Origin of the sequence: Ruania albidiflava DSM 18029 (genome assembly GCF_000421225.1) — a bacterium.
GTDB lineage: Bacteria > Actinomycetota > Actinomycetes > Actinomycetales > Beutenbergiaceae > Ruania > Ruania albidiflava.
This window is the reverse complement of the sequence record NZ_ATWL01000007.1, coordinates 191,494-211,565: the sequence shown is the minus strand read 5'-3', so window position 1 is coordinate 211,565 and position 20,072 is coordinate 191,494. Positions and strand designations below refer to the sequence as shown.

At 69.7% G+C, this 20,072-nt stretch carries 16 protein-coding genes and 1 tRNA gene; 7 read left to right on the top strand and 10 right to left on the bottom strand.

What is annotated here, in order from left to right; translation table 11 throughout:
- The first annotated feature begins 2 nt into the window (after positions 1–2).
- On the top strand, positions 3–1,073 hold the full coding sequence (locus tag K338_RS26590; protein ID WP_211218219.1) for a recombinase family protein: 1,071 nt from the start codon (positions 3–5) through the stop codon (positions 1,071–1,073).
- Here K338_RS26590 and K338_RS0110610 read toward each other — a convergent pair.
- The 4 genes from K338_RS0110610 to K338_RS0110595 form a co-directional block, all read right to left on the bottom strand.
- Positions 1,033–1,106 (bottom strand) — tRNA-Val (locus K338_RS0110610). The two genes, K338_RS26590 and K338_RS0110610, sit on opposite strands and share 41 nt — an antisense overlap.
- A gap of 55 nt (positions 1,107–1,161) precedes the next feature.
- Positions 1,162–1,944 (bottom strand): glycerophosphodiester phosphodiesterase family protein, encoded by a 783-nt coding sequence (locus K338_RS21915; protein ID WP_022918150.1) that lies wholly within the window; start codon positions 1,942–1,944, stop codon positions 1,162–1,164.
- Entirely contained in the window at positions 1,941–2,429 is a 489-nt protein-coding gene (locus K338_RS0110600; RefSeq protein ID WP_022918149.1) for a redoxin domain-containing protein, read from the bottom strand. The genes K338_RS21915 and K338_RS0110600 overlap by 4 nt, the downstream gene beginning before the upstream one ends.
- Complete coding sequence (locus tag K338_RS0110595) at positions 2,426–2,857, bottom strand: DUF3052 domain-containing protein (protein ID WP_022918148.1); 432 nt, start codon at positions 2,855–2,857, stop codon at positions 2,426–2,428. The genes K338_RS0110600 and K338_RS0110595 overlap by 4 nt, the downstream gene beginning before the upstream one ends.
- Before the next feature lie 296 nt (positions 2,858–3,153).
- On the opposite strand from K338_RS0110595, the gene aceE reads away from it, so the two are divergent.
- A complete protein-coding gene (aceE, locus tag K338_RS0110590; RefSeq protein WP_022918147.1) occupies positions 3,154–5,901 on the top strand; it encodes a pyruvate dehydrogenase (acetyl-transferring), homodimeric type in 2,748 nt (915 codons plus the stop codon).
- Between the two features lie 154 nt (positions 5,902–6,055).
- Here the strand turns inward: aceE and K338_RS21910 are convergent, their stop codons facing one another.
- On the bottom strand, positions 6,056–6,739 hold the full coding sequence (locus K338_RS21910; RefSeq protein WP_022918146.1) for a hypothetical protein: 684 nt from the start codon (positions 6,737–6,739) through the stop codon (positions 6,056–6,058).
- A 245-nt stretch (positions 6,740–6,984) separates the two neighbouring features.
- On the opposite strand from K338_RS21910, the gene K338_RS0110580 reads away from it, so the two are divergent.
- The 5 genes from K338_RS0110580 to K338_RS0110560 all read left to right on the top strand — a co-directional run bounded on the left by K338_RS0110580 (position 6,985) and on the right by K338_RS0110560 (position 12,013).
- The gene (locus tag K338_RS0110580; RefSeq protein ID WP_022918145.1) at positions 6,985–8,178 is read left to right on the top strand and encodes a PucR family transcriptional regulator; all 1,194 of its coding nucleotides are present in this window, start codon (positions 6,985–6,987) and stop codon (positions 8,176–8,178) included.
- A gap of 79 nt (positions 8,179–8,257) precedes the next feature.
- Positions 8,258–9,196 carry an ACP S-malonyltransferase gene (locus K338_RS0110575; RefSeq protein WP_022918144.1) on the top strand — a complete coding sequence of 313 codons (939 nt, stop codon included), beginning with the start codon at positions 8,258–8,260 and terminating at the stop codon, positions 9,194–9,196.
- Complete coding sequence (locus tag K338_RS0110570; protein ID WP_022918143.1) at positions 9,193–10,248, top strand: beta-ketoacyl-ACP synthase III; 1,056 nt, start codon at positions 9,193–9,195, stop codon at positions 10,246–10,248. Before K338_RS0110575 ends, K338_RS0110570 begins: the two co-directional genes overlap by 4 nt.
- Positions 10,249–10,375: 127 nt before the next feature.
- Positions 10,376–10,624, top strand: a complete 249-nt coding sequence (locus tag K338_RS0110565; RefSeq protein ID WP_027286710.1) for an acyl carrier protein — start codon at positions 10,376–10,378, stop codon at positions 10,622–10,624.
- A 144-nt stretch (positions 10,625–10,768) separates the two neighbouring features.
- Positions 10,769–12,013, top strand: coding sequence for a beta-ketoacyl-[acyl-carrier-protein] synthase family protein (locus K338_RS0110560; RefSeq protein ID WP_022918141.1), 1,245 nt, complete (start codon positions 10,769–10,771; stop codon positions 12,011–12,013).
- Positions 12,014–12,170: 157 nt separating this feature from the next.
- Here K338_RS0110560 and K338_RS0110555 read toward each other — a convergent pair whose 3' ends face one another.
- The 5 genes from K338_RS0110555 to K338_RS0110535 form a co-directional block, all read right to left on the bottom strand.
- A complete protein-coding gene (locus tag K338_RS0110555; protein WP_022918140.1) occupies positions 12,171–12,671 on the bottom strand; it encodes a DUF3145 domain-containing protein in 501 nt (166 codons plus the stop codon).
- A gap of 123 nt (positions 12,672–12,794) precedes the next feature.
- Positions 12,795–13,280: a peptide deformylase gene (gene def, locus K338_RS0110550; protein ID WP_022918139.1), complete on the bottom strand. Its 486-nt coding sequence runs from the start codon at positions 13,278–13,280 to the stop codon at positions 12,795–12,797.
- A 3-nt stretch (positions 13,281–13,283) separates the two neighbouring features.
- Positions 13,284–14,552, bottom strand: a complete 1,269-nt coding sequence (locus K338_RS0110545; protein ID WP_022918138.1) for a hypothetical protein — start codon at positions 14,550–14,552, stop codon at positions 13,284–13,286.
- Between the two features lie 331 nt (positions 14,553–14,883).
- Positions 14,884–16,416, bottom strand: coding sequence for an alpha-N-arabinofuranosidase (locus K338_RS0110540; RefSeq protein WP_022918137.1), 1,533 nt, complete (start codon positions 16,414–16,416; stop codon positions 14,884–14,886).
- A 95-nt stretch (positions 16,417–16,511) separates the two neighbouring features.
- Positions 16,512–19,928 carry a methylmalonyl-CoA mutase family protein gene (locus tag K338_RS0110535; protein WP_027286709.1) on the bottom strand — a complete coding sequence of 1,139 codons (3,417 nt, stop codon included), beginning with the start codon at positions 19,926–19,928 and terminating at the stop codon, positions 16,512–16,514.
- Positions 19,929–20,072: the final 144 nt, after the last annotated feature.

Genomic DNA, 20,072 nt, shown 5'->3' with positions numbered 1-20,072 from the left:
ACGTGCAGCTCGACCCCGACCGGGCCGAGCTCGTGCGGTTCGCGTTCACCGCCTACGCCACCGGCGACTGGTCACTCTCGAAGCTCGCCCGCGAGCTGGAAACACGGGGCCTGACCACGAGGCCGACGCCGACGTTCCCCGCGAAGCCGGTCACGACGACCGGCCTGCACAAGATCCTCACCAACCCCTACTACCAGGGAATCGTCACCTTCCGCGAGGTCACCTACCCCGGCACCCATGAACCGCTCGTGAGCCCGGAGACGTTCGAGCAGGTGCAGACGATCCTCACCCAGAACCACGTCGTGGGCGACAAGCCGCAGAAGTACGACCACTACCTCAAAGGCTCGATCTACTGCGCCTGCGGGAAGCGGCTCATGTTCGAACGGCCCCGCAACCACCAGGGCGTCGCCTACGACTACTTCACCTGCACCGGCCGACGGTTCAAGAGCAACGACTGCCAGCGCACCGCCGCCCTCGTCCACCGCGTCGAACAGTCCATCGAACGCGCCTACCAGCAGATCTCCGTCACCGAGGACGAAGCGGCGCGGATCAAGGCGGTGCTGGGGCAGGTTTTCGACACGCTCGCCGAGTCGACCAGCGACGAGCAGAAGCTGCTCGCCGAGCAGAAGGCCAAACTCGAAGCCGAACAGGTCAAGCTCCTCCAAGCCCACTACGCCGACGCGATCCCGCTCGACCTGCTCAAGACCGAACAGGACCGCATCCGCGCGAGCCTACAAGCGATCACGAGCCGGCTCGACACGTTGGAGACGACCTACGACAAGGCCACGATCGGACTCGACGCGATCCTCGGACTCCTCACCGACATCGGCGACGTCTATACCAAGGCCGAACCCGCCGAACGCCGGATGCTCAACCGGGCACTGTTCGACCGCATCACCATCGATGACGACGACCACGCAGCCCTCGAACCGAAGCAGGCCATCGCCGCCATCCTCGCCGCGACCAGGCCGCACAACGAAAGAACCTTGCCCCGCGATCAAGCGGGGCAAGGTTCGAACGTTCAACTTTACGTGGGCCCAGAGGGACTCGAACCCCCGACATCCGCGGTGTAAACGCGACGCTCTAACCAACTGAGCTATAGGCCCTGGCGGAGGGTAAGCCTACCAATCCCACAGACGCTCGCGACCTCGGTCCGGCCCGTCAGTGCCACTGCCCGGGGGCGGGCCACTGATCCCGCTCGGCGAGGACGTCCCGCAGCACGTCGATCCGGTCGGCCACGATGCCGTCGACCCCCTGAGCGAACAGCGTGCGCATCGTGTCCGCGTCATCGATCGTCCACACATGCACCTGCTGGCCCCGCGCGTGCGCGCGGGCAATAAAGGAGTCAGTGACGATCCGCACCCTCCGCCCCCGGACCGTGGTGTGGATCGGCACCTGGAAGGCCACCGCCCCGGCGCGTGCCGCCAGCGGCAGCCGGCCGAACCGCAGCGCCGCGATCTCCGCCGGCGAGGCAGACGTGGCCACTCCGGGCAGCAGCCGGCGCACCCGCACCAGACGTCGGTGGCTGAACGCAGCCAGCACCACCCGCTCGGTCGCACCCGTTGCGCGCAGCACACGAAGTGCTGGTGCGACCACTGCGTCGGACTTCAGGTCGATGTTGAAGCGCAGCGCCGGGAACTCCTCGAGCAGCTCAGCCAAGGTCGGGATCGACTCCCCGCCACTGAGGGTGATCGCTCGCACGTCGGCCGCGGTGAGATCACCGACGGCCACGTCCCGGCCGGCCACCCGGTCCAGGTCGGCATCATGGAGAACGAACGCCTCACCGTCGGCACTCGCCTGCACGTCGGTCTCGATGTACCAGTAACCGAGCTCAGCGGCGTGGGCCACCGCCCGCAGTGAGTTCTCGATCCCTTCGTTCGCGGGCAGCCCGGCACCGCCGCGGTGCGCGATGGCCAACGGTCCGTTGGGCAGCTGCAAGGTCACCGCGTCACTCCCCCGAGCAGACCCGCGATCGCCGCCTCGTAGTCGGCCACTGGGCGAGCCGTGCCGCGCGGCGCGCTGGTGCGCCAGCGGACCAGCCCGTCGGCATCGACCAGCACACTGATCCGGTCAGCGGCGCCGTCGCGTTCGGAGAATGCGCCATAAGCGCGCGCGATGCGGCCATGCGGCCAGAAGTCGGAGAGCACGTCGAAGTCGACCCCGTGCTCCTCGACCCAACGACGCAGCGTGGGCACCGCGTCGCAGGCGACCATCACCACCCGCACACCCTGCTGCCGCCAGCGCGGCCAGGCCTGCTGCAGCGCCGCCGCCTCATCGGTGCACACCGGGGTGAACGCGAACGGTACGAACACCAGCAGCACCGGCCGACCGTGCAGGCCAGCCAGCGAGAGCCTCGCGCCGTGCACGTCCGGTGCGGCAAAACCCGGGGCGACCTCTCCTGCAGAAGGTGAGGCTTCGCCGTCGTTCACCGACCGCGACCACGCGAGGTGAGCCGGAAGCCGCTCCAGTGCTCGGAGGCGGAGATGGTGCTGGTGCTGTGCAGCCCGGCGGTGCGGGCGGCCTCGTCCACCTCTGGTGCACCCACGTGCCCCTGCCGGCCGGCCTTCGGGGTGAGCACCCACACGAGCCCCTCGTCCTCCAGGGTCGTCAGCGTGTCCACCAGCAGGTCGGTCAGGTCGTGGGTGTCACCGTCGTCCTCACGCCACCACACCAGCGCCATGTCGGTGACGTCGTCGTACTCCTCGTCCACGAGCTCGGTGCCTGTGGCCTCCTCCAGCTCGCTACGCAGGCCCGAGTCGACATCGTCGTCGTAGCCGAACTCCTGGACGACCTGCCCAGCCTTCACTCCGAAACGGACGCCTGCGCTGTTGCCCGCGGCGTTCGTGGTCGCTGCCACGTGTGTCCTCTCTTCGTCGTCCACCGCGCCCGGTCGGCAGCGGTGTGCTCATCCCCACACCGTACCGGGGGCACCCAGGCCGACACACCAGTTCGGCACACAATGACCCAGATTCCTCCCTCGCGGCATGGCTGCCACCATACGGAACAGTGGTGTCACGGATCTCACACCACAAGAAGATGACGCGCCCGCGTCAAGGCATGACAATGGGAGCGTCACCGTAGCCCCAGCCACCGAGACCTGCCGGCCGGGGCTTGTCGCTAGCGCCTCACCGGGCGCGGAGAGAAGAGAGAGTCGTGACGTCACGCAACGAGGCCGGACCTCTGATCAACGGCCTGCTCAGCCAGGTTCCGGACATCGACCCGGACGAGACCAGCGAGTGGCTCGAGTCGCTGGACGGTCTGATCGACGACCGCGGCGGACCACGGGCACGGTACATCCTGCTGAACATGCTCAAGCGAGCACGGGAGCGTCAGGTCGCCGTGCCGTCGGCGATGACCACTCCGTACGTGAACACCATCGCGGTCGAGGACGAGCCGTACTTCCCTGGCGACGAAGCCGTCGAGCGCCGCTACCGCGCCTACCTGCGCTGGAACTCCGCAGTGATGGTCACCCGGGCGCAGCGTCCGGACATCGCAGTCGGCGGGCACATCTCCTCCTACGCCTCGGTGGCCACCCTGTACGAAGTGGGCCTGAACCACTTCTTCCGCGGCAAGGACCACCCTGGTGGTGGTGACCAGATCTACTTCCAGGGGCACGCGTCCCCCGGTATGTACGCCCGCGCCTACCTCGAGGGCCGGCTCTCCGAGGCAGACCTGGACGGGTTCCGCCAGGAGCTGTCCCGACCCGCCGGTGGTCGTGGGCTGCCGTCCTACCCGCACCCGCACAACATGCCCGACTTCTGGGAGTTCCCGACCGTCTCCATGGGTCTGGGCCCAGCCTCGGCGATCTACCAGGCGTGGACGAACCGGTTCATGCACGCCCGCGGGATCAAGGACACCTCGCAGCAGCACGTATGGGCGTTCCTCGGTGACGGGGAGATGGATGAGCCGGAGTCGCGCGGTCTGGCCCACTTCGCCGCCGGGCAGCAGCTGGACAACCTCACCTTCGTGATCAACTGCAACCTGCAGCGCCTGGACGGTCCGGTGCGCGGCAACGGCAAGATCATCCAGGAGCTGGAAGCCTCGTTCCGGGGTGCTGGGTGGAACGTGATCAAGGTGGTCTGGGGCCGGGAGTGGGACGCCCTGCTGGAGGCGGACAAGGACCGCGCCCTGGTGAACCTGATGAACAAGACCCTGGACGGGGACTACCAGACCTACCGGGCGGAGAACGGGGCGTTCATCCGGGAGCACTTCTTCGGTCGCGACCCGCGCACCAAGGCGCTGGTGGAGAACATGACCGACGACGAGATCTGGGCGCTCAAGCGCGGTGGGCACGACTACCGCAAGCTCTACGCCGCCTACTCCGCCGCGATGAACCACACCGGTCAGCCGACGGTCATCCTCGCGCACACGGTCAAGGGCTACGGTCTCGGTTCCGCATTCGCCGGGCGGAACGCCACGCACCAGATGAAGAAGCTGAAGGAGAACGACCTGAAGCTGCTGCGCGACTCGCTGCGGCTGCCGATCCCGGACTCCGAGCTCGAGGACCCCTTCACCGCCCCGTACTACCACCCAGGCAAGGACGCGCCGGAGATCGAGTACATGCTCGACCGGCGCCGCCAGCTCGGCGGCTTCCTACCCGAGCGCCGCTCCAAGTACACCCAGGTGAACCTGCCTGGTGACAAGGCCTACGAGCGGCTCGCCAAGGGCTCCGGACAGCAGGAGGTCGCCACCACGATGGCCCTCGTGCAGCTGTTCAAGGACCTGCTGCGGGACAAGGAGTTCGGTAAGCGGATCGTGCCGATCATCCCGGACGAGGCGCGCACCTTCGGCCTGGACGCGATCTTCCCGAGCCTGAAGATCTTCAACACCACCGGGCAGAACTACATGCCCGTGGACCGGGACCTGCTGCTGAGCTACAAGGAGTCCGAGTCCGGTGGGCTGATGCACACCGGTATCACCGAGGCCGGATCTGCAGCAGCATTCCAGGCGGTCGGCACCTCCTATGCCACGCACGGCGAGGTGATGGTGCCGTTCTACTTCTACTACTCGATGTTCGGGTTCCAACGCACCGGTGACCAGTTCTGGGCCGCCGGGGACCAGCTCACCCGCGGGTTCCTGATCGGCGCCACTGCTGGGCGGACCACGCTCACCGGTGAGGGTCTGCAGCACGCCGACGGGCACTCCCCCGTGCTGTCCTCCACGAACACCGCTGTGGTGCACTACGACCCTGCCTACGGGTACGAGATCCGCCACATCGTCAAGGACGGTCTGCAGCGGATGTTCGGCGAGGACGACCGCAACCCGGACGTCATCTACTACCTCACCGTGTACAACGAGCCGATGCTGCAGCCGGCCGAGCCGGAGAACGTGGACGTGGAGGGCATCCTCAAGGGCATCTACCAGCTCGCGGCCCCGGCCGACGGCGACGGCCCCGAGGTCCAGCTGCTCGCCTCTGGTGTGGCGGTACCGTGGGCGCTCAAGGCGCGCGACGTGCTCGCCGAGGACTGGGGTGTGCGGGCCGGGGTGTGGTCGGTGACCAGCTGGAACGAGCTGCGCCGGGACGCTCTGGCGGCCGACCGGGAGGCGTTCGTGAACCCCGGTGGTCAGCAGCGTCAGGCCTACGTCACGCAGAAGCTCTCCGGTGCCAACGGCCCGTTCGTGGGCACCTCGGACTACGACTTCCAGGTTCCGGACCAGATCCGGGCGTGGGTGCCGGGCGACTACTGGACGCTCGGTGCGGACGGCTTCGGCTTCTCCGACACCCGCCCGTCGGTGCGCCGGCACTTCCTCATCGACACCGAGTCGATCGTCACCCGCGCACTGCAGGCCCTGGCCCAGCGCGGTGAGGTGGACGCCTCGGCGCCGGCGCAGGCGGTGGAGAAGTACCAGCTGCTGGACGTGACCGCGGGCACGACGGGGTCGGCCGGCGGCGACAGCTGACCCTCCCCTCCCCCGCGGCGAAATGGCTCGTCGATCTGGTCACGATTCGTAGCCAGATCGACAAGTCGTTTTTGGTCAGGGGAATCAGCTCGTCGATCCGGTCACTGTGGCTAGCCGGATCGACGAGCAACTTCGCCTGTGGGTGGCCGGTGGGTCAGTCGGCGCTGGTTGTCGCCTCAGCAGCCCGGACGAAGGGCTCCAGCTCGGCGACCACGCGGGCGGTGCGGTGCTGCCCGCTGCCCAGCTCGGCCAGGTCGCGCAGGTGCCGGCGGGCATCCGCGGGCCGGTCGGCGTCCAGGGCTGCCTGCACGATCTGCCGACCGGCCTCCGGGTCGTGCTCGGCCGGGGACCAGTGCCCGACGCCCAGACCGAGCGCCTCGCTGGGCAGGTGCGCCTCGCGCAGCATCCGTACCCCCTCCAGCAGGGCCCGCCCGCTGGGGTCCCGCTCACATGCGGCCCCGAGCCGGCGCATGGCTCCCTCCCGGTCGTCCTCCAGCGACAGCCGGGCCATCTCGACCAGTCCGTACCAACCGCTGGGCCGGCCCGCGAGCTCTTCGGCCAGCGCCCAGTGTGCGGTGTCCGCTGCCTTCGCGCGGGTGATCGGCCCGGTGTCCGCAGCGAGCGGGTCCGGGTGTGCGACCTCGGCGGCGCGGCGACGGACGATCTCGGCGAGCTCGTTGAACGCCGGCACGTCGTTCGGGTCCTCGGCGAGCACGGCGCGCAGGTGGTCTTCCCGGGCCGCATCCGGTGGGAGCGGAGCACTGCTCTGCCGGCGCTGCGGCCCGCGCACTGCGGGTGCAGCGCGGAACACCCTGCGGATCCGGTCGCGCCATCCCATAGCGTCAGGTTAGCGCCAAGGCTTGACCTCCTCCTGGTGAGCAGCCCGTCACGACCACGCACCGGACGTGCTCCACCCATGCCTGCGGGAACCGTCCGCGCGTCCAGGAACGGTCTGTCCGTGCCAGATCCGGCAGGCGGTGTGCCGGCACCACCGCGGCTCGAGCGCCGCCCGGTGCGGTGATCCTGACCACGGCTACCGCTTTGTGGGTTTCCCACAAACGCTGTTGCTCGTATCCTCAGGCCATGGCCCCCTCTCCCGGCGATGCTGCACCGCCCGACGCGGCCGCCACCGGAGAGATGGTCCGCCGGTTGCGCGGCGGCACCGACCTGCTGACCGCGGCCGCCCTACGCCGCCTGGACGCCGAGCTCACCTGGTACCGCGCGCTGCCCGCGGAGGACCGTTCCTGGATCGGCCTGGTGGCCCAGTCCGGTATCGCCAGCTTCATCGCCTGGTACGAGAACCAGGGCCGGGGCGCCTACAACGCCGGCGAGATCTTCCGCGCCGCACCGCCCGAGCTGACCCGGTCGATCTCCCTGCAGCACACGCTGCAGCTGGTGCGGATCGTGGTGGAGGTGGTCGAGCAGCACACGGAGGACCTGGCCGCCCCCGGGCAGCGAGCCGCGCTGCGCGAGGCGGTGCTGCTGTACTCCCGCGAGGTCGCCTTCTCTGCTGCAGAGGTCTACGCCCGCGCTGCGGAGAGCCGCGGCGCCTGGGATGCCCGGTTGGAAGCCCTGGTGGTGGACTCCCTGCTGCGCGGAGACCCGGACGACTCGCTGCACTCCCGCGTCGCAGCCCTCGGGTGGGCAGGGCGCGGCAGCGCGCTGGTGATGGTGGGCACCGCCGACGACCCGCTGGACGAGGTGGGCGCCGCCGAGCTGCGCAGGGCCGCGCGTCGCGCCGCGCAGGACGCCCTGGTCGGCATCCAGGGCGACCGGCTGATCGTGGTGCTCGGCGGGGAGGGAAACCTGCGCGAGCAGGCCACTGCGTTGCTGCCCCGGTTCGGGTCCGGGCCGGTGGTGATCGGCCCCGAGGTGCCCGAGCTGGCTGAGGCTGGTCGCTCGGCCCGGGCCGCGCTCAGCGCGCTGCAGGCCACCCGCGCCTGGCCGTCGGCCCCGCGACCGGTGATGGCCGACGAGCTGCTCCCCGAACGGGTGCTCACCGGCGACAACGACGCCCGCCGGACCCTGCTGACCGACGTCTACGAACCGCTGCAGAAGGTCGGCGGCCCGCTGCTGACCACACTGAGCACCTACCTGAACGAAGGCCGCTCCCTGGAGGCGACGGCCCGGCTGCTGTACGTGCACCCGAACACCGTGCGCTACCGGCTGCGCCGGATCGCGACGGTCACCGGCTGGGACCCGGTGGACGCCCGGGAAGGGTTCGTGCTGCAGATCGCGATCGCTGTTGGTCAGCTCGCCGGTGGCGTCGCTTTGTAGGATTCGGACAAACCCCTCCGGGCAACCTGGTGCGATCCGTCGTGCTCGGTGCCGGGCCGCACGCGGAAAGGTGAAATGTGTGATCGCACTGCTCAGCCCTGGTCAGGGCGCCCAGACTCCCGGCATGCTCGCGCCGTGGCTCGAGCTGGACGGCACCACCGACCTGCTCGCCGAGCTCAGTGACGCCGCCGGCCTCGACCTGCACACGCTCGGCACCACCGCAGACGCGGAGGCGATCAAGGACACCAAGGTGGCCCAACCCCTGATCGTGGCCACCTCCCTGGTCAGCCTGCACGCGTTGGAGGCACGGGTCGGGGCGCGGTCTGCGTGGGCGCAGGTGAGCGCCGGGCACTCCGTGGGTGAGTTCGCGGCCGCAGCTGCGGCCGGGGTGCTCAGCGCGAAGGACGCGCTGCACCTGGTAGGGGTCCGGGGCCGGGCGATGGCCGAGGCCGCCGAGGCAGCCCCGACCGGGATGAGCGCAGTGGTCGGCGGTGCCCCGGAGGACGTCGAGGCCGCGCTGGCCGCCCACCACCTGGTCGGTGCGAACGTCAACGGCGGCGGCCAGGTGGTGGCAGCCGGGCTGCTCAGCGACCTGCAGGCGCTGGCGGACGACCCACCGGCACGCGCGCGGGTGATCCCGCTGGCCGTAGCCGGTGCGTTCCACACCGACCACATGGCCCCTGCAGTGCAGACCGTGCGCAGCGAGGCCGAGCAGGTGACCGCCCACGACCCGCAGCTGCAGCTGCTGTCCAACGCCGATGGCGCACCGGTCAGCTCCGGCGGCCAGGCGCTGGAGCGCCTCGTCGCACAGATCTCCTCCCCGGTGCGGTGGGACCTGTGCCAGGCGACGATCCGGCACAGCGGGGTGAGCGGCGCCGTCGAGCTGGCACCCGGCGGCGTGCTGGCGGGCCTGGCCCGCCGGAGCATGCGCGGGGTGGAGACTGTTGCCCTGAAGAGCCCAGACGACCTGGACGCCGCCGCCGACCTGATCACCCGCAGCACCGAGGAGACCCGATGACCAAGCCGACCCTCGCCCAGCCGGTACCGGTGCCGGCCAGCCGCATCCTCGCCGTCGGCGGTATGCGTGGCGGGACGCTGGTACCCAACGACGACATCATCGGCCCGATCAACTCTTCGGACGAGTGGATCACCCAGCGCACCGGTATCCGCACCCGGGCGCGGGCCGGACGGGAGGTCTCGGTCAAGGACCTCGCGGTCGGTGCCGCTGAGGATGCGCTGGCCAAGGCCGAACTGACCGGAGCTGACCTGGGGGCCGTGCTCGTATCCACGGTCACCCACTTCGAGCAGACCCCTTCGCTGGCCGCGCTGGTGGCAGACACCATCGGCGCCACCCCGGCACCTGCCTATGACATCTCCGCCGCCTGCGCCGGCTACTGCTACGGCATCGCCCAGGCCGATGCGCTGGTGCGCGCCGGCACGGCCGAGCACGTGCTGGTGATCGGCGTGGAGAAGATGAGCGACTTCATCGACCCCAGCGACCGGACCATCTCCTTCCTGCTCGGGGACGGTGCCGGCGCCGCTGTCGTCAGCCACAGCGAGACCCCCGGCATCGCCCCGACCGTGTGGGGCAGCGACGGCGGCAAGGCGGACGCCATCTACCAGACCCGGTCCTGGCTGGACTACCGGCGCCAGGAGATGGGCGAGCCAGAACCGCCCACCCCGGAGCTGGCCGAGGAGGTCAGCGCGATGACCACGCCCACGCTGCGCCAGCAGGGTCCGACCGTGTTCAAGTGGGTGATCTCCTCGATGCCGGACATCGCCCGCCGGGCAGTGGCCGCAGCAGGGCTCCAGATGAGCGACATCGACGTGTTCCTGCCGCACCAGGCGAACATGCGGATCACCGACCAGCTGCTCAAGCTGCTGAAGTTCCGCGAGGACGTGGTGGTCGGCCGGGACATCGCCGACACCGGCAACACCTCGGCCGCCTCCATCCCGCTGGCCACCGAACGGCTGCTCCGCGAGGGGCAGGCGAAGAGCGGCGACATCGCCCTGCAGATCGGCTTCGGCGCCGGGCTGGTGTACGCCGCGCAGGTGGTGGTGCTGCCGTGATCGTGGCGCACACCACCGGGACAACCCGAACCTTGCCGCGTGCCGCAGTGGCAGCAGCACCCGCGAGTCGGGGACACTGGTCCCGCTCGCACTGAACAAAGCGTGTCAATCGAGAAACGGAGAAATGATGGCGCACAGCGAAGAGGACATCCTGGCCGGCCTGGCTGAGATCGTGAACGAGGAGACCGGTCTGGAGACGGACGCCGTCCAGGCGGACAAGTCCTTCACCGACGACCTGGACATCGACTCCCTGTCCATGATGACGATCGTCACCCTGGCCGAGGAGAAGTTCGATGTGCGCATCCCCGACGAAGAGGTGAAGAACCTCGCCACCGTTGGTGACGCCGTCAAGTACATCGTCCAGGCACAGTCCTGACCCCGCCCCGGCCCCGGGCGCACACTGCGTTCCTCCGGCCGGGGCCACCACCTGGCGCCGGGAGCATCCCGCCGCCGTCGGGCGCGTGCTCTGTTGCGGGTACGCGCCCGACGCTTAGCACCTGACACATCCTTGGAGACCCTCATGACGGACCAGACGAACGTCGTGGTCACCGGCCTCGGCACCACGAACCCGCTCGGTGGTGACACGGCCGCGACCTGGGACGGGGCGCTCGCCGGACGGTCCGGGGTGCGCACCCTGGAGCAGGACTGGGTGAGCCAGTACGACCTGCCGGTCACCTTCGCCGGGCAGCTCGCCGTACCCGCCGAGGAGAAGCTCACCCGCCAGGAGATGCGCCGGATGGACCCGAGCGCACAGTTCGCCATGATCGCCGCCCGGCAGGCGTGGGCAGATGCCGGGGAGCCGGAGGTCGACGGCGAACGGTTGGGTGCCGTGGTCGCCTCCGGTATCGGCGGGGTCACCACCCTGGTGAACGCCTGGGACACCATCAAGGAGAAGGGGGTGCGCCGGGTCCTGCCGCTGACCGTCCCGATGCTGATGCCCAACTCCCCCGCCGCATACGTCTCCATCGCGCTGGGCGCGAAGGCCGGTTCGCACACCCCGGTCTCCGCGTGCGCCTCCGGGGCGGAGGCGATCGGCTACGGCCTGGAGATGATCCGCACCGGGCGAGCCGACGTGGTGGTGGCCGGCGGCACCGAGGCCGCCACCCACCCGCTGCCGATCGCCTCGTTCGCGAAGATGCAGGCCCTGTCCACCCGCAACGACGACCCCGCCGGTGCCTCCCGGCCCTACGACGTGAACCGGGACGGGTTCGTCCTCGGCGAGGGCGCAGCCGTGGTGGTGCTGGAGAGCGAGGTGCACGCCAGGGCCCGCGGTGCCCGCGTCTACGCTCGGGTGGCCGGTGTGGGGATGACCGCCGACGCCTACGACATCGCACCACCCGACCCGAGCGGTGCCGGGCAGGAGCGGGCGCTGCGCCTGGCCCTGGAGAACGCCGGGGTGTCTACCGCCGACCTGGTGCACGTGAACGCGCACGCCACCTCCACCCCCGCCGGCGACGGCGTGGAGGCCACTGCGATCCGCCGCGCCCTGGGGGCTGAGGCCGACCACGTGGCGGTCTCGGCGACCAAGTCGATGACCGGGCACCTGCTCGGTGGTGCCGGCGCGCTGGAGTCCCTGCTGACCGTGCTGGCGGTGCACCACCGCACCGCTCCGCCGACGATCAACGTCACCGACCCGGAGCCGGACCTGGAGATCGACCTGGTGCGCGACACCCCGCGCGAGCTGCCCCAGGGTCAGATCGCCGCGGTGAACAACGCCTTCGGCTTCGGTGGGCACAACGTGGCCCTGGTGGTCGCCAGCAGCTGACCGGGTTCCACTCGCGAACGCCCTGGTTTGCGGCCTGCGGCGGCGTGTCGGCCGCCTAACCTTGCGTTCGCGAGGGGTGGGGAGACAGAACTCAGCGGCGCGGCCCCTCCTGCCGCGCCGCTGAGTAGTCTGCGACCGTCCTCCTCCTCGGGGCCGGTCAGCCGACCCGGTGCAGCCAGCGCACAGGCGCCCCGGCACCGGCGTAACGGAACGGTTCCAGCTCGTCGTCCCACGCCTGACCGAGGGCGAGCTCGAGCTCGTGGCGCATCCGCGCGGGCTCTCCGGCGTGGGCCATCGCTGCCCGCACCCGGTCCTCGGGGACGACGACGTTGCCGTGGGTGTCGATCTGGGCGTGGAAGATGCCCAGCTCCGGGGTGTGGCTCCAGCGGCCGCCGTCCACCCCGCGGCTGGCTTCCTCGGTCACCTCATAGCGCAGGTGATTCCAGCCGCGGAGCGCCGACGCCAACCGTGCCCCGGTACCGGACACACCGGTCCAGGACAGCTCGGCCCGGAACATCTCGGGCGCGGCGGGCTGCGGGGTCCAGTCGAACGCCACCCGGGCGTTCAGCACGGACCCGGTGGCCCACTCCACGTGCGGGCACAACGCGCGAGGCGATGAGTGCACGAAAACAACACCGCGGGTGCTCTGACCTGACATGCTGTTCCCTTCTGTGACCGGTCGAGATGCGTCTTCCCCAACGATCTCGCGCGTTCACTTCCAAGAACCGCTCGCGGCGTACGGCTGCGATTATGCCTTAGATCGGCCGTTTTGTCGCCCTGGTCAGAACTTCTCCCGCACAGTACGCAGGGCATCCTTGCGCACCGGGCCGGTCAACCGGGACAGGTAGAGCTTGCCGTCCAGGTGGTCGTACTCGTGCTGCAGGCAGCGAGCCATCAGTCCCTCGCCGGCCACGTCGACGGCGTTCCCGTCCACGTCCATGCCCGTCACCCGGGCATAGGCTCCTCTGGTGGTCGGGTACCAGAGCCCGGGAACGGACAGGCAGCCCTCGTCACCGTGCTGCTCCTGCTCGGACACCTCCACCAGGCGCGGGTTGAGCACATAACCGAGCTCGCCGTCGATGTTCCAGGAGAAGGCCCGCAGGCTGACGCCGATCTGGTTCGCGGCAAGACCGGCGCGCCCGTCGGCATCGACCGTCTCCAGCAGGTCGGCCACGAGTGCGCGCACGCGGTCGTCGATGGTGGCAATCTCCTCGCACGGGGTGCGCAGCACGGGGTCGCCGACTATGCGGATGTCACGAACGGTCATCGGTCAGAAGTCTGCCAGGTTCCAGACGTAGACGGGCTGCTGGCTGGTGACGTCCAGGAACGGGTTCCAGGTGATGGACGCCGCCTCGGGCGATGCGTCGATCACAGCCCACCCCGTGTAGGTCTGGTCCGGAGCCATGTCGGACGGTGCCTGCTGGTCCTGGCTGAGGCAGAAGAGCCCATCGATCCCGCTGGCATCCAGAGGTGTGCCCTGCTCGGTCGCCAACCCCAGCTCGAATCCCGCGAACGTGTAGGTGCCGGAGCCGTCCGCCAGGGAGGGCAACGTGGTGAACTCGAGCTCGACAGCGATGTACTCGTAGTTCGGTTCACCGCATATCACCGCCTGGGTGCCCTCGGGCTCCCAGTTCCGCTCGACGCTGAGCACCGCGACGGTCAGCTCCGGATCACCGGTGATGCCCAGGACCTCGCCGGCCTCTCCAGGCTGCAGGGTGACCATGTCGCCCGCGGAGCCACCGGCCGCCGGGTCATCGTCGGCCGGGTCCGTACTCGCCGGATCATCGTGGGCCGGGTCCGTACTGGCCGGGTCGTCGTCGGTCGCGTCCGGGGTAGCGGGCGCGGTCGGCGAGGGGTCCGGGCCCCCGGCTTCGTCGTCACCGCCGCCGATGAGCCGCACGCCGAGCACGATAGCGAGCACCAGGATGACGGCGGCGGCGATACCGCCGATGATCAACGGGGTGCGGCTCTTCTTCGCTGGCGCGTCGCCAGGGTCGAACGGCCCAGCCTGCTGCGGCTGCTGACCGTCGAACAGGCCACCGAACTGCGGGCCGGAACCTGGCGGCGGTGCCGCCGAGTAACCGCCGGTGGGTTGCTGCGGACCAGCAGGCTGGTAGCCGCCTGCGGGATGACCCTCGCTCGGTGGTGCAGTGCCCCACTGCGGTTGAGCGGGCGCCGAGGCTGCCGGTCCCTGCGGTGCTGGAGCCTGTGGGCTCCCCAGACCAGCTCCCGGTGCCTGCGCAGCGGCGGGAGGCGGTGCTACCTGGGGACCGGGCTGCTGCGGCACGCCGCCCCAACCGCCGGCCTGCTGCTGGACGGGGAACTGCTGGGTGGGCTGCTGGGCCGGAAACTGCTCCGTGGGCTGCTGGGCGGGGAACTGCTCCGTGGGCGGCTCGGCCATGAACTCCTCGGTCGGCGGATCCACGGGCTCAGCAGCAGGCGCCTCGCCTGCGCCGTGCTCTCCCACGTCCTCGACCTCAGGTGCACCAGCCGCGCGCTCAGCCTCGGTGGCATCGGCCTCGGCCGCATCATCATCCACTGCGGGCGCGGCCGGCGCCTCGTAGCTCCCGGGCGCATCCTGTCCCCCCGGAGCTTCAGCGACCCAGAACTCCCAGCCGGGGGGCGCGGGCGGCCAGGCGGGGTCGGGCTGCCACCCCTCGGGAGGACGCCACCCCTGTGGCGGTCGCGGCCAGCCGGGCGGTGTGTTGAAGCGGTATGACAAGGTTTCTCCCCATGGATGAGCGCACACCCCGCGCGCGAGCAGGAACGGGCCCATACTAAACGGCGGTCGTACACCCGCATAGTCGCGCCGATGGGCTCTTCTCCCCAGGGTCCGCGGTACTGCTGTCAGCGGGCCGTGGACCGTCTGATCAGGAGTCGGCCGCCATACTCACGGTGACGAACGAGTGCGCCGGCAGCTCCACCCGCAATCCGCCGTCGGTCCGCGACACTCCGTCGTGGGCCACGGGCGCCACCTCTGTCGCGTGCCCGGGGGCATTGTGCGCGGTGAGCGAACCGGCACTGAGGATCCGTGCCTGCACGTCGCTGACCGCTCCGCCACGAAGGTCGAGGTGCACTGCCACGTCCTCGGCCGCATCCAGGTTCGACAGCGACACCAGCACGCGCCCGTCCTTGCGGCTGGCGGAGGCGGACACGGTCGTCAGCTCCTCCTGACCCACTGTGCGGACCGGCAGCCCGTCGGGGGTGTCCACCCGCAGGCTGGCGGCGTCCTGGTGCCCAGCGTTCATCTCGAACACGTGGTAGGTGGGGGTGAGCACCAGCTCTCCGGAGTCGGGGTCGGTAAGGATCATCGCCTGCAGCACGTTCACTGTCTGTGCGATGTTCGCCATCACCAGCCGGTCGGCGTGGCCGTGGAAGATGTCGAAGTGGGTGCTGGCCACCAGCGCATCGCGCAGCGTGTTCTGCTGGTACAGGAACCCCGGGTTGGTGCCCTTTTCCACGTTCCACCAGGTGCCCCACTCATCGAGCACCAGCCCGACCTTCTTCTCCGGGTCGTAGCAGTCCATCACGTTCGAGTGGTTGCGCAGCAGCTCGTCGGTGAACGCCGCCCGCACCAGGGTGCGGTAGTAGTCCTCCTCGGTGAACTGCGTCGCCTCGCCCTTGTCGTCCCACGTGCCGGGGATCGTGTAGTAGTGCACTGACACTGCCTGGTACAGCCCGCGCGGGTCACGGCCGCACCCGCCCAGCGGGTTCAGCGCCTTCATCAACGTCTCGGTCCAGGCGTAGTCGTCCGAGTTGGCGCCGGCAGCGATCCGGTACAGCCGATTCTCGCCGTGGTCACGGCAGTAGGTGGCGTACCGGCGGGCTTCCTCGGCGTAGTGTGCGGCCGTCATGTTGCCGCCACAGCCCCAGGGCTCGTTGCCCAGCCCCCAGAACTTCACCCGCCAAGGCTCGTCGCGGCCGTGCTCGCGGCGCAGTGCGGCCATCGGGGAGTCGTCCCCACGGGTCAGGTACTCCACCCAGTCGCTCATCTCCCGCACCGTGCCCGAGCCAAGGTTGCCGTTCACGTACGGCTCGGCACCGAGCAGCTCGCACAGGGCCATGAACTCGTGGGTGCCGAACGAGTTGTCCTCCACCACATCCCCCCAGTGGCTGTTCACCATCTGCGGCCGCTCCGCACGGGGACCGACCCCGTCGCGCCAGTGGTACTCGTCGGCGAAGCAGCCGCCGGGCCAGCGCAGGTTCGGGATCTGCAGCGCGCGCAGCGCCTGCACCACGTCCAGCCGGATCCCGCCCTTGTTCGGAATGTCGGAGTCCTCCCCCACGTAGAACCCGCCGTAGATGCACCGGCCCAGGTGCTCGGCAAAATGCCCGTAGACGTGCCGGCTGATCACCGGACCCGGGACGTCGACGTTGATGATGGCGCGGATCGGTGCAGACATGTAACGGGACTCCGGTGTCAGAGGGTTCGTCGGATGTGTGAACGCGCACATCATACCCAGGGCACACGCGCCCCTTCAACGATGTACAAGTCGGGTCACATCGATCGCCGGTACGCGCCACCCACCTTGTACAGGGCGTGGGTGATCTGCCCGAGGCTGTGGCTGCGCACCGCCTCCATCAGGGCGGCGAAGGTGTTTCCTCCGGTGCGGGCCACCTCCTGCAGTCGGTTCAGCGCGCCCGGGTCGACGGCGTTCCTCACCTGCTGCCAGCCGGTCACCGAGGCGACCTGGTCGTCCTTCTCCGCTGTGCTGGACCGCACCAGGTCGATGGCCACCTCGATCTCACCGGCATGCTCAGCGGGCAGGAAGGTGTTCACCCCCACGACTGGCAGCGACCCGTCGTGCTTGCGGCGCTCGTAGACCATGGACTCATCCTGGATCTTGCCGCGCTGGTACATGCTCTCCATCGCACCGAGCACTCCCCCGCGCCGGCTGAGCGCCTCGAACTCGGTGTACACCGCCTGCTCCACCAGGTCGGTGAGCTCGGAGATGATGAAGCTGCCCTGCCACGGGTTCTCGCAGCCGCTCAGCCCGAACTCCCGGGCCAGGATCAGCTGGATCGCCACCGCCCGGCGCACCGACTCCTCGGTCGGGGTGGTGACCGCCTCGTCATAGGCGTTGGTGTGCAGGCTGTTACAGGCGTCGAAGCTGGCATACAACGCCTGCAGCGTGGTGCGGATGTCGTTGAACTCGATCTCCTGGGCGTGCAGTGAGCGCCCGGAGGTCTGGATGTGGTACTTCAGCATCTGCCCCCGGGCGCTGGCCCCGTACCGGTCGCGCATCGCCCGCGCCCAGATCCGGCGGGCCACCCGGCCGATCACCGAGTACTCCGGGTCCATCCCGTTGGAGAAGAAGAATGACAGGTGCGGTGCGACGTCGTCGATCGCCATCCCCCGTGCCAGGTAGTACTCCACGATGGTGAACCCGTTGGCCAGGGTGAACGCAAGCTGGGTGATCGGGTTCGCCCCGGCCTCGGCGATGTGATAGCCGGAGATGGACACTGAGTAGAAGTTCCGCACCCCGGAGTCGATGAAGAACTGCTGGATGTCGCCCATCATCCGCAGCGCGAACTCGGTGCCGAAGATGCAGGTGTTCTGCGCCTGGTCCTCTTTGAGGATGTCCGCCTGCACGGTGCCGCGCACGGCCGCCAGCGTGTCGGCGGCGATCTGGGCGTAGGTGTCGTGATCGACCACTTCGGACCCGGTCACGCCGAGGAGCGCCAGCCCCAGTCCGTCGTTGCCCTCTGGCAGCTCGCCGCGGTACACCGGCTGCTCCCGGCCCCCGAGCACCTCGCGGATCCGGTCCTGAGCCGCCTGCCAACGCGCCGGCTCGGCACGCAGGTGCTTCTCCACCTGCTGGTCGATCGCCGTGTGGAAGAACATCGCCAGGATGATCGGTGCCGGGCCGTTGATAGTCATCGACACCGAGGTGGTCGGGGCACACAGGTCGAACCCGGAGTAGAGCCGTTTCATGTCGTCCAGCGTGGGCACGGACACCCCGGAGTTGCCGACCTTGCCGTAGACGTCCGGGCGGGTGGCCGGGTCCTCCCCGTAGAGGGTGACCGAGTCGAACGCCGTGGACAGCCGTGCCACACCCTGCCCGGCAGCCAGGTAGTGGAACCGGCGGTTGGTGCGCTCCGGTGGCCCCTCGCCGGCGAACATGCGGGTGGGATCCTCGGTCTGTCGGCGGTAGGGGTACACGCCCGCGGTGTAGGGGAAGGCACCGGGGGTGTTCTCCTGGTGCAGGAAGTGCAGCAGGTCGCCCCAGGAGCGGTAGCGGGGCGGGGCCACCCGCGGCAACGGTGTGCCGGACAGCGAGGTGGAGTAGTTCGCCACAGTGATCGTCCTCCCCCGCACCTGGTAGGAGCCCTCCTCGGCGGTGAGCGCTGCGAGCCGGTCCGGCCAGGTGCGCAGGAGCTCCAGAGAGTCCTCGCTCAGCTGTGCGAGCGCTTCGGCGTACAGCTGGCGCAGCCGGGTCAGCGTCTCGTCCTGCTCGACGGCGGAGCCCGGGTGGGTCTGCAACGGTTCCGGGAGCACGGGGTCACCCAGGTCCCGCAGGCTGGTCCAGTACCGTTGAGCAGCATCGGCCGCCTCCGCCTCGGCGGTCACTCTGCGGCCGAGGTCGCGGCCGGCCTCGGCGATCTCGGCCAGGTAGCGCACCCGGGAGCCGGGGATGAGGCTGCCGCCGGCGCCGCCGCCGATGATCGGCTCGTGGCTGGTCCAGTCCGCGCCGAGCCGGCTCAGGAGCGCCTCGAATGCGCGGGTGAGGCCGTCGTCGTGGAAGTGGCTGGCGATGGTCGGGTAGACCGGGATCTCCTCGTCCGGAGCATCGAATGCGAGACGGTTGCGGCGCCACTGCTTGCGCACGTCCCGCAGCGCGTCCTCCCCGCCGCGGCGGTCGAACTTGTTCAGGATCACCAGGTCGGCGAAGTCGATCATGTCGATCTTCTCCAGCTGGCTGGCGGCACCGTACTCGCTGGTCATCACGTACACGGGCACGTCCACGAGCTCCACCACCGCGGAGTCGCCCTGACCGATGCCGGCGGTCTCCACGACGATCAGATCGAAGCCGCAGGCCCGCATCGCCCGGATCGAGGCGGCCAGCACATCGTTGATGCTCACATCCTGGCGCCGGGTGGCCATCGACCGGAAGAACACCCACCCGGAACGCAACGTGTTCATCCGGATCCGGTCGCCGAGCAGGGCGCCGCCGGTCCGCCTGCGGGTGGGGTCCACCGCCAGCACCCCGATGCGGATGCCCTCGAACGCGGACAGGAACCGCAGCACCAGCTCGTCGATCACCGAGGACTTCCCCGAGCCGCCGGTGCCGGTGATCCCGATCACCGGTGCTGCACCTGGGCGAGACGACAGACCAAGGCGGGCTACGCCGTCGGCAGTAAGCACGCCATCCTCGATGGCGGTCAGCAACCCGCCGATCGCGGCATCCTCCCCGACGTGCGGAAGCATCTCCGGTGCCGACGGTAGGCGGCGGGCGGCCTCGGTCCGGGCGACGAGGTCCTCGATCATGCCGGTCAGGCCCAGCCGGAGCCCGTCGTCGGGGTGGTAGAGGCGTTCTACCCCGGCGGCCTCCAGCTCGGCGATCTCCTCGTGGGTGATCGTGCCGCCACCGCCGCCGAACACCCGCACGTGGCCGGCGCCGGCCTCGGCCAGGGAGTCGACCAGGTAGCGGAAGTACTCCAGGTGCCCGCCCTGGTAGGAGGAGATGGCCACGCCGTCGGCATCTTCCTGCAGCACGGCGCGCACCACCTCCGCGACGGACCGGTCGTGGCCCAGGTGCACCACCTCGGCGCCCTGGTCCTGGATGATGCGGCGCATGATGGTGATCGCGGCGTCGTGCCCGTCGAACAGGCTGGCAGCCGTGATGAAGCGTAGCGGGACGTCGTTCGCCGGCTCTGGTTCGCCGGCGGGAGCATGCTCCATGGGGGTGGTCACGGATTCCCTCCTTCTTCCGCGCCTCGGCGCGCGGACCTCTCGATCGTAACCGCGCCGCGGCCTGGGAGCGCGGGCGTGTGCCTGCGGCGCCCCGGGCCACGTAGCCGCTACGGTGAGGTCACGATCAGGTCACGGGAGATGACG

Coding starts and splice junctions, on each gene's coding strand:
- K338_RS0110555 (WP_022918140.1), bottom strand. CDS start 12,671: ATGTCAGGTCAGAGCACCCGCGGTGTTGTTTTCGTGCACTCATCGCCT.
- K338_RS0110570 (WP_022918143.1), top strand. CDS start 9,193: ATGACCAAGCCGACCCTCGCCCAGCCGGTACCGGTGCCGGCCAGCCGC.
- K338_RS0110540 (WP_022918137.1), bottom strand. CDS start 16,416: ATGTCTGCACCGATCCGCGCCATCATCAACGTCGACGTCCCGGGTCCG.
- def (WP_022918139.1), bottom strand. CDS start 13,280: ATGACCGTTCGTGACATCCGCATAGTCGGCGACCCCGTGCTGCGCACC.
- K338_RS21910 (WP_022918146.1), bottom strand. CDS start 6,739: ATGGGATGGCGCGACCGGATCCGCAGGGTGTTCCGCGCTGCACCCGCA.
- K338_RS0110565 (WP_027286710.1), top strand. CDS start 10,376: ATGGCGCACAGCGAAGAGGACATCCTGGCCGGCCTGGCTGAGATCGTG.
- K338_RS0110560 (WP_022918141.1), top strand. CDS start 10,769: ATGACGGACCAGACGAACGTCGTGGTCACCGGCCTCGGCACCACGAAC.
- K338_RS0110580 (WP_022918145.1), top strand. CDS start 6,985: ATGGCCCCCTCTCCCGGCGATGCTGCACCGCCCGACGCGGCCGCCACC.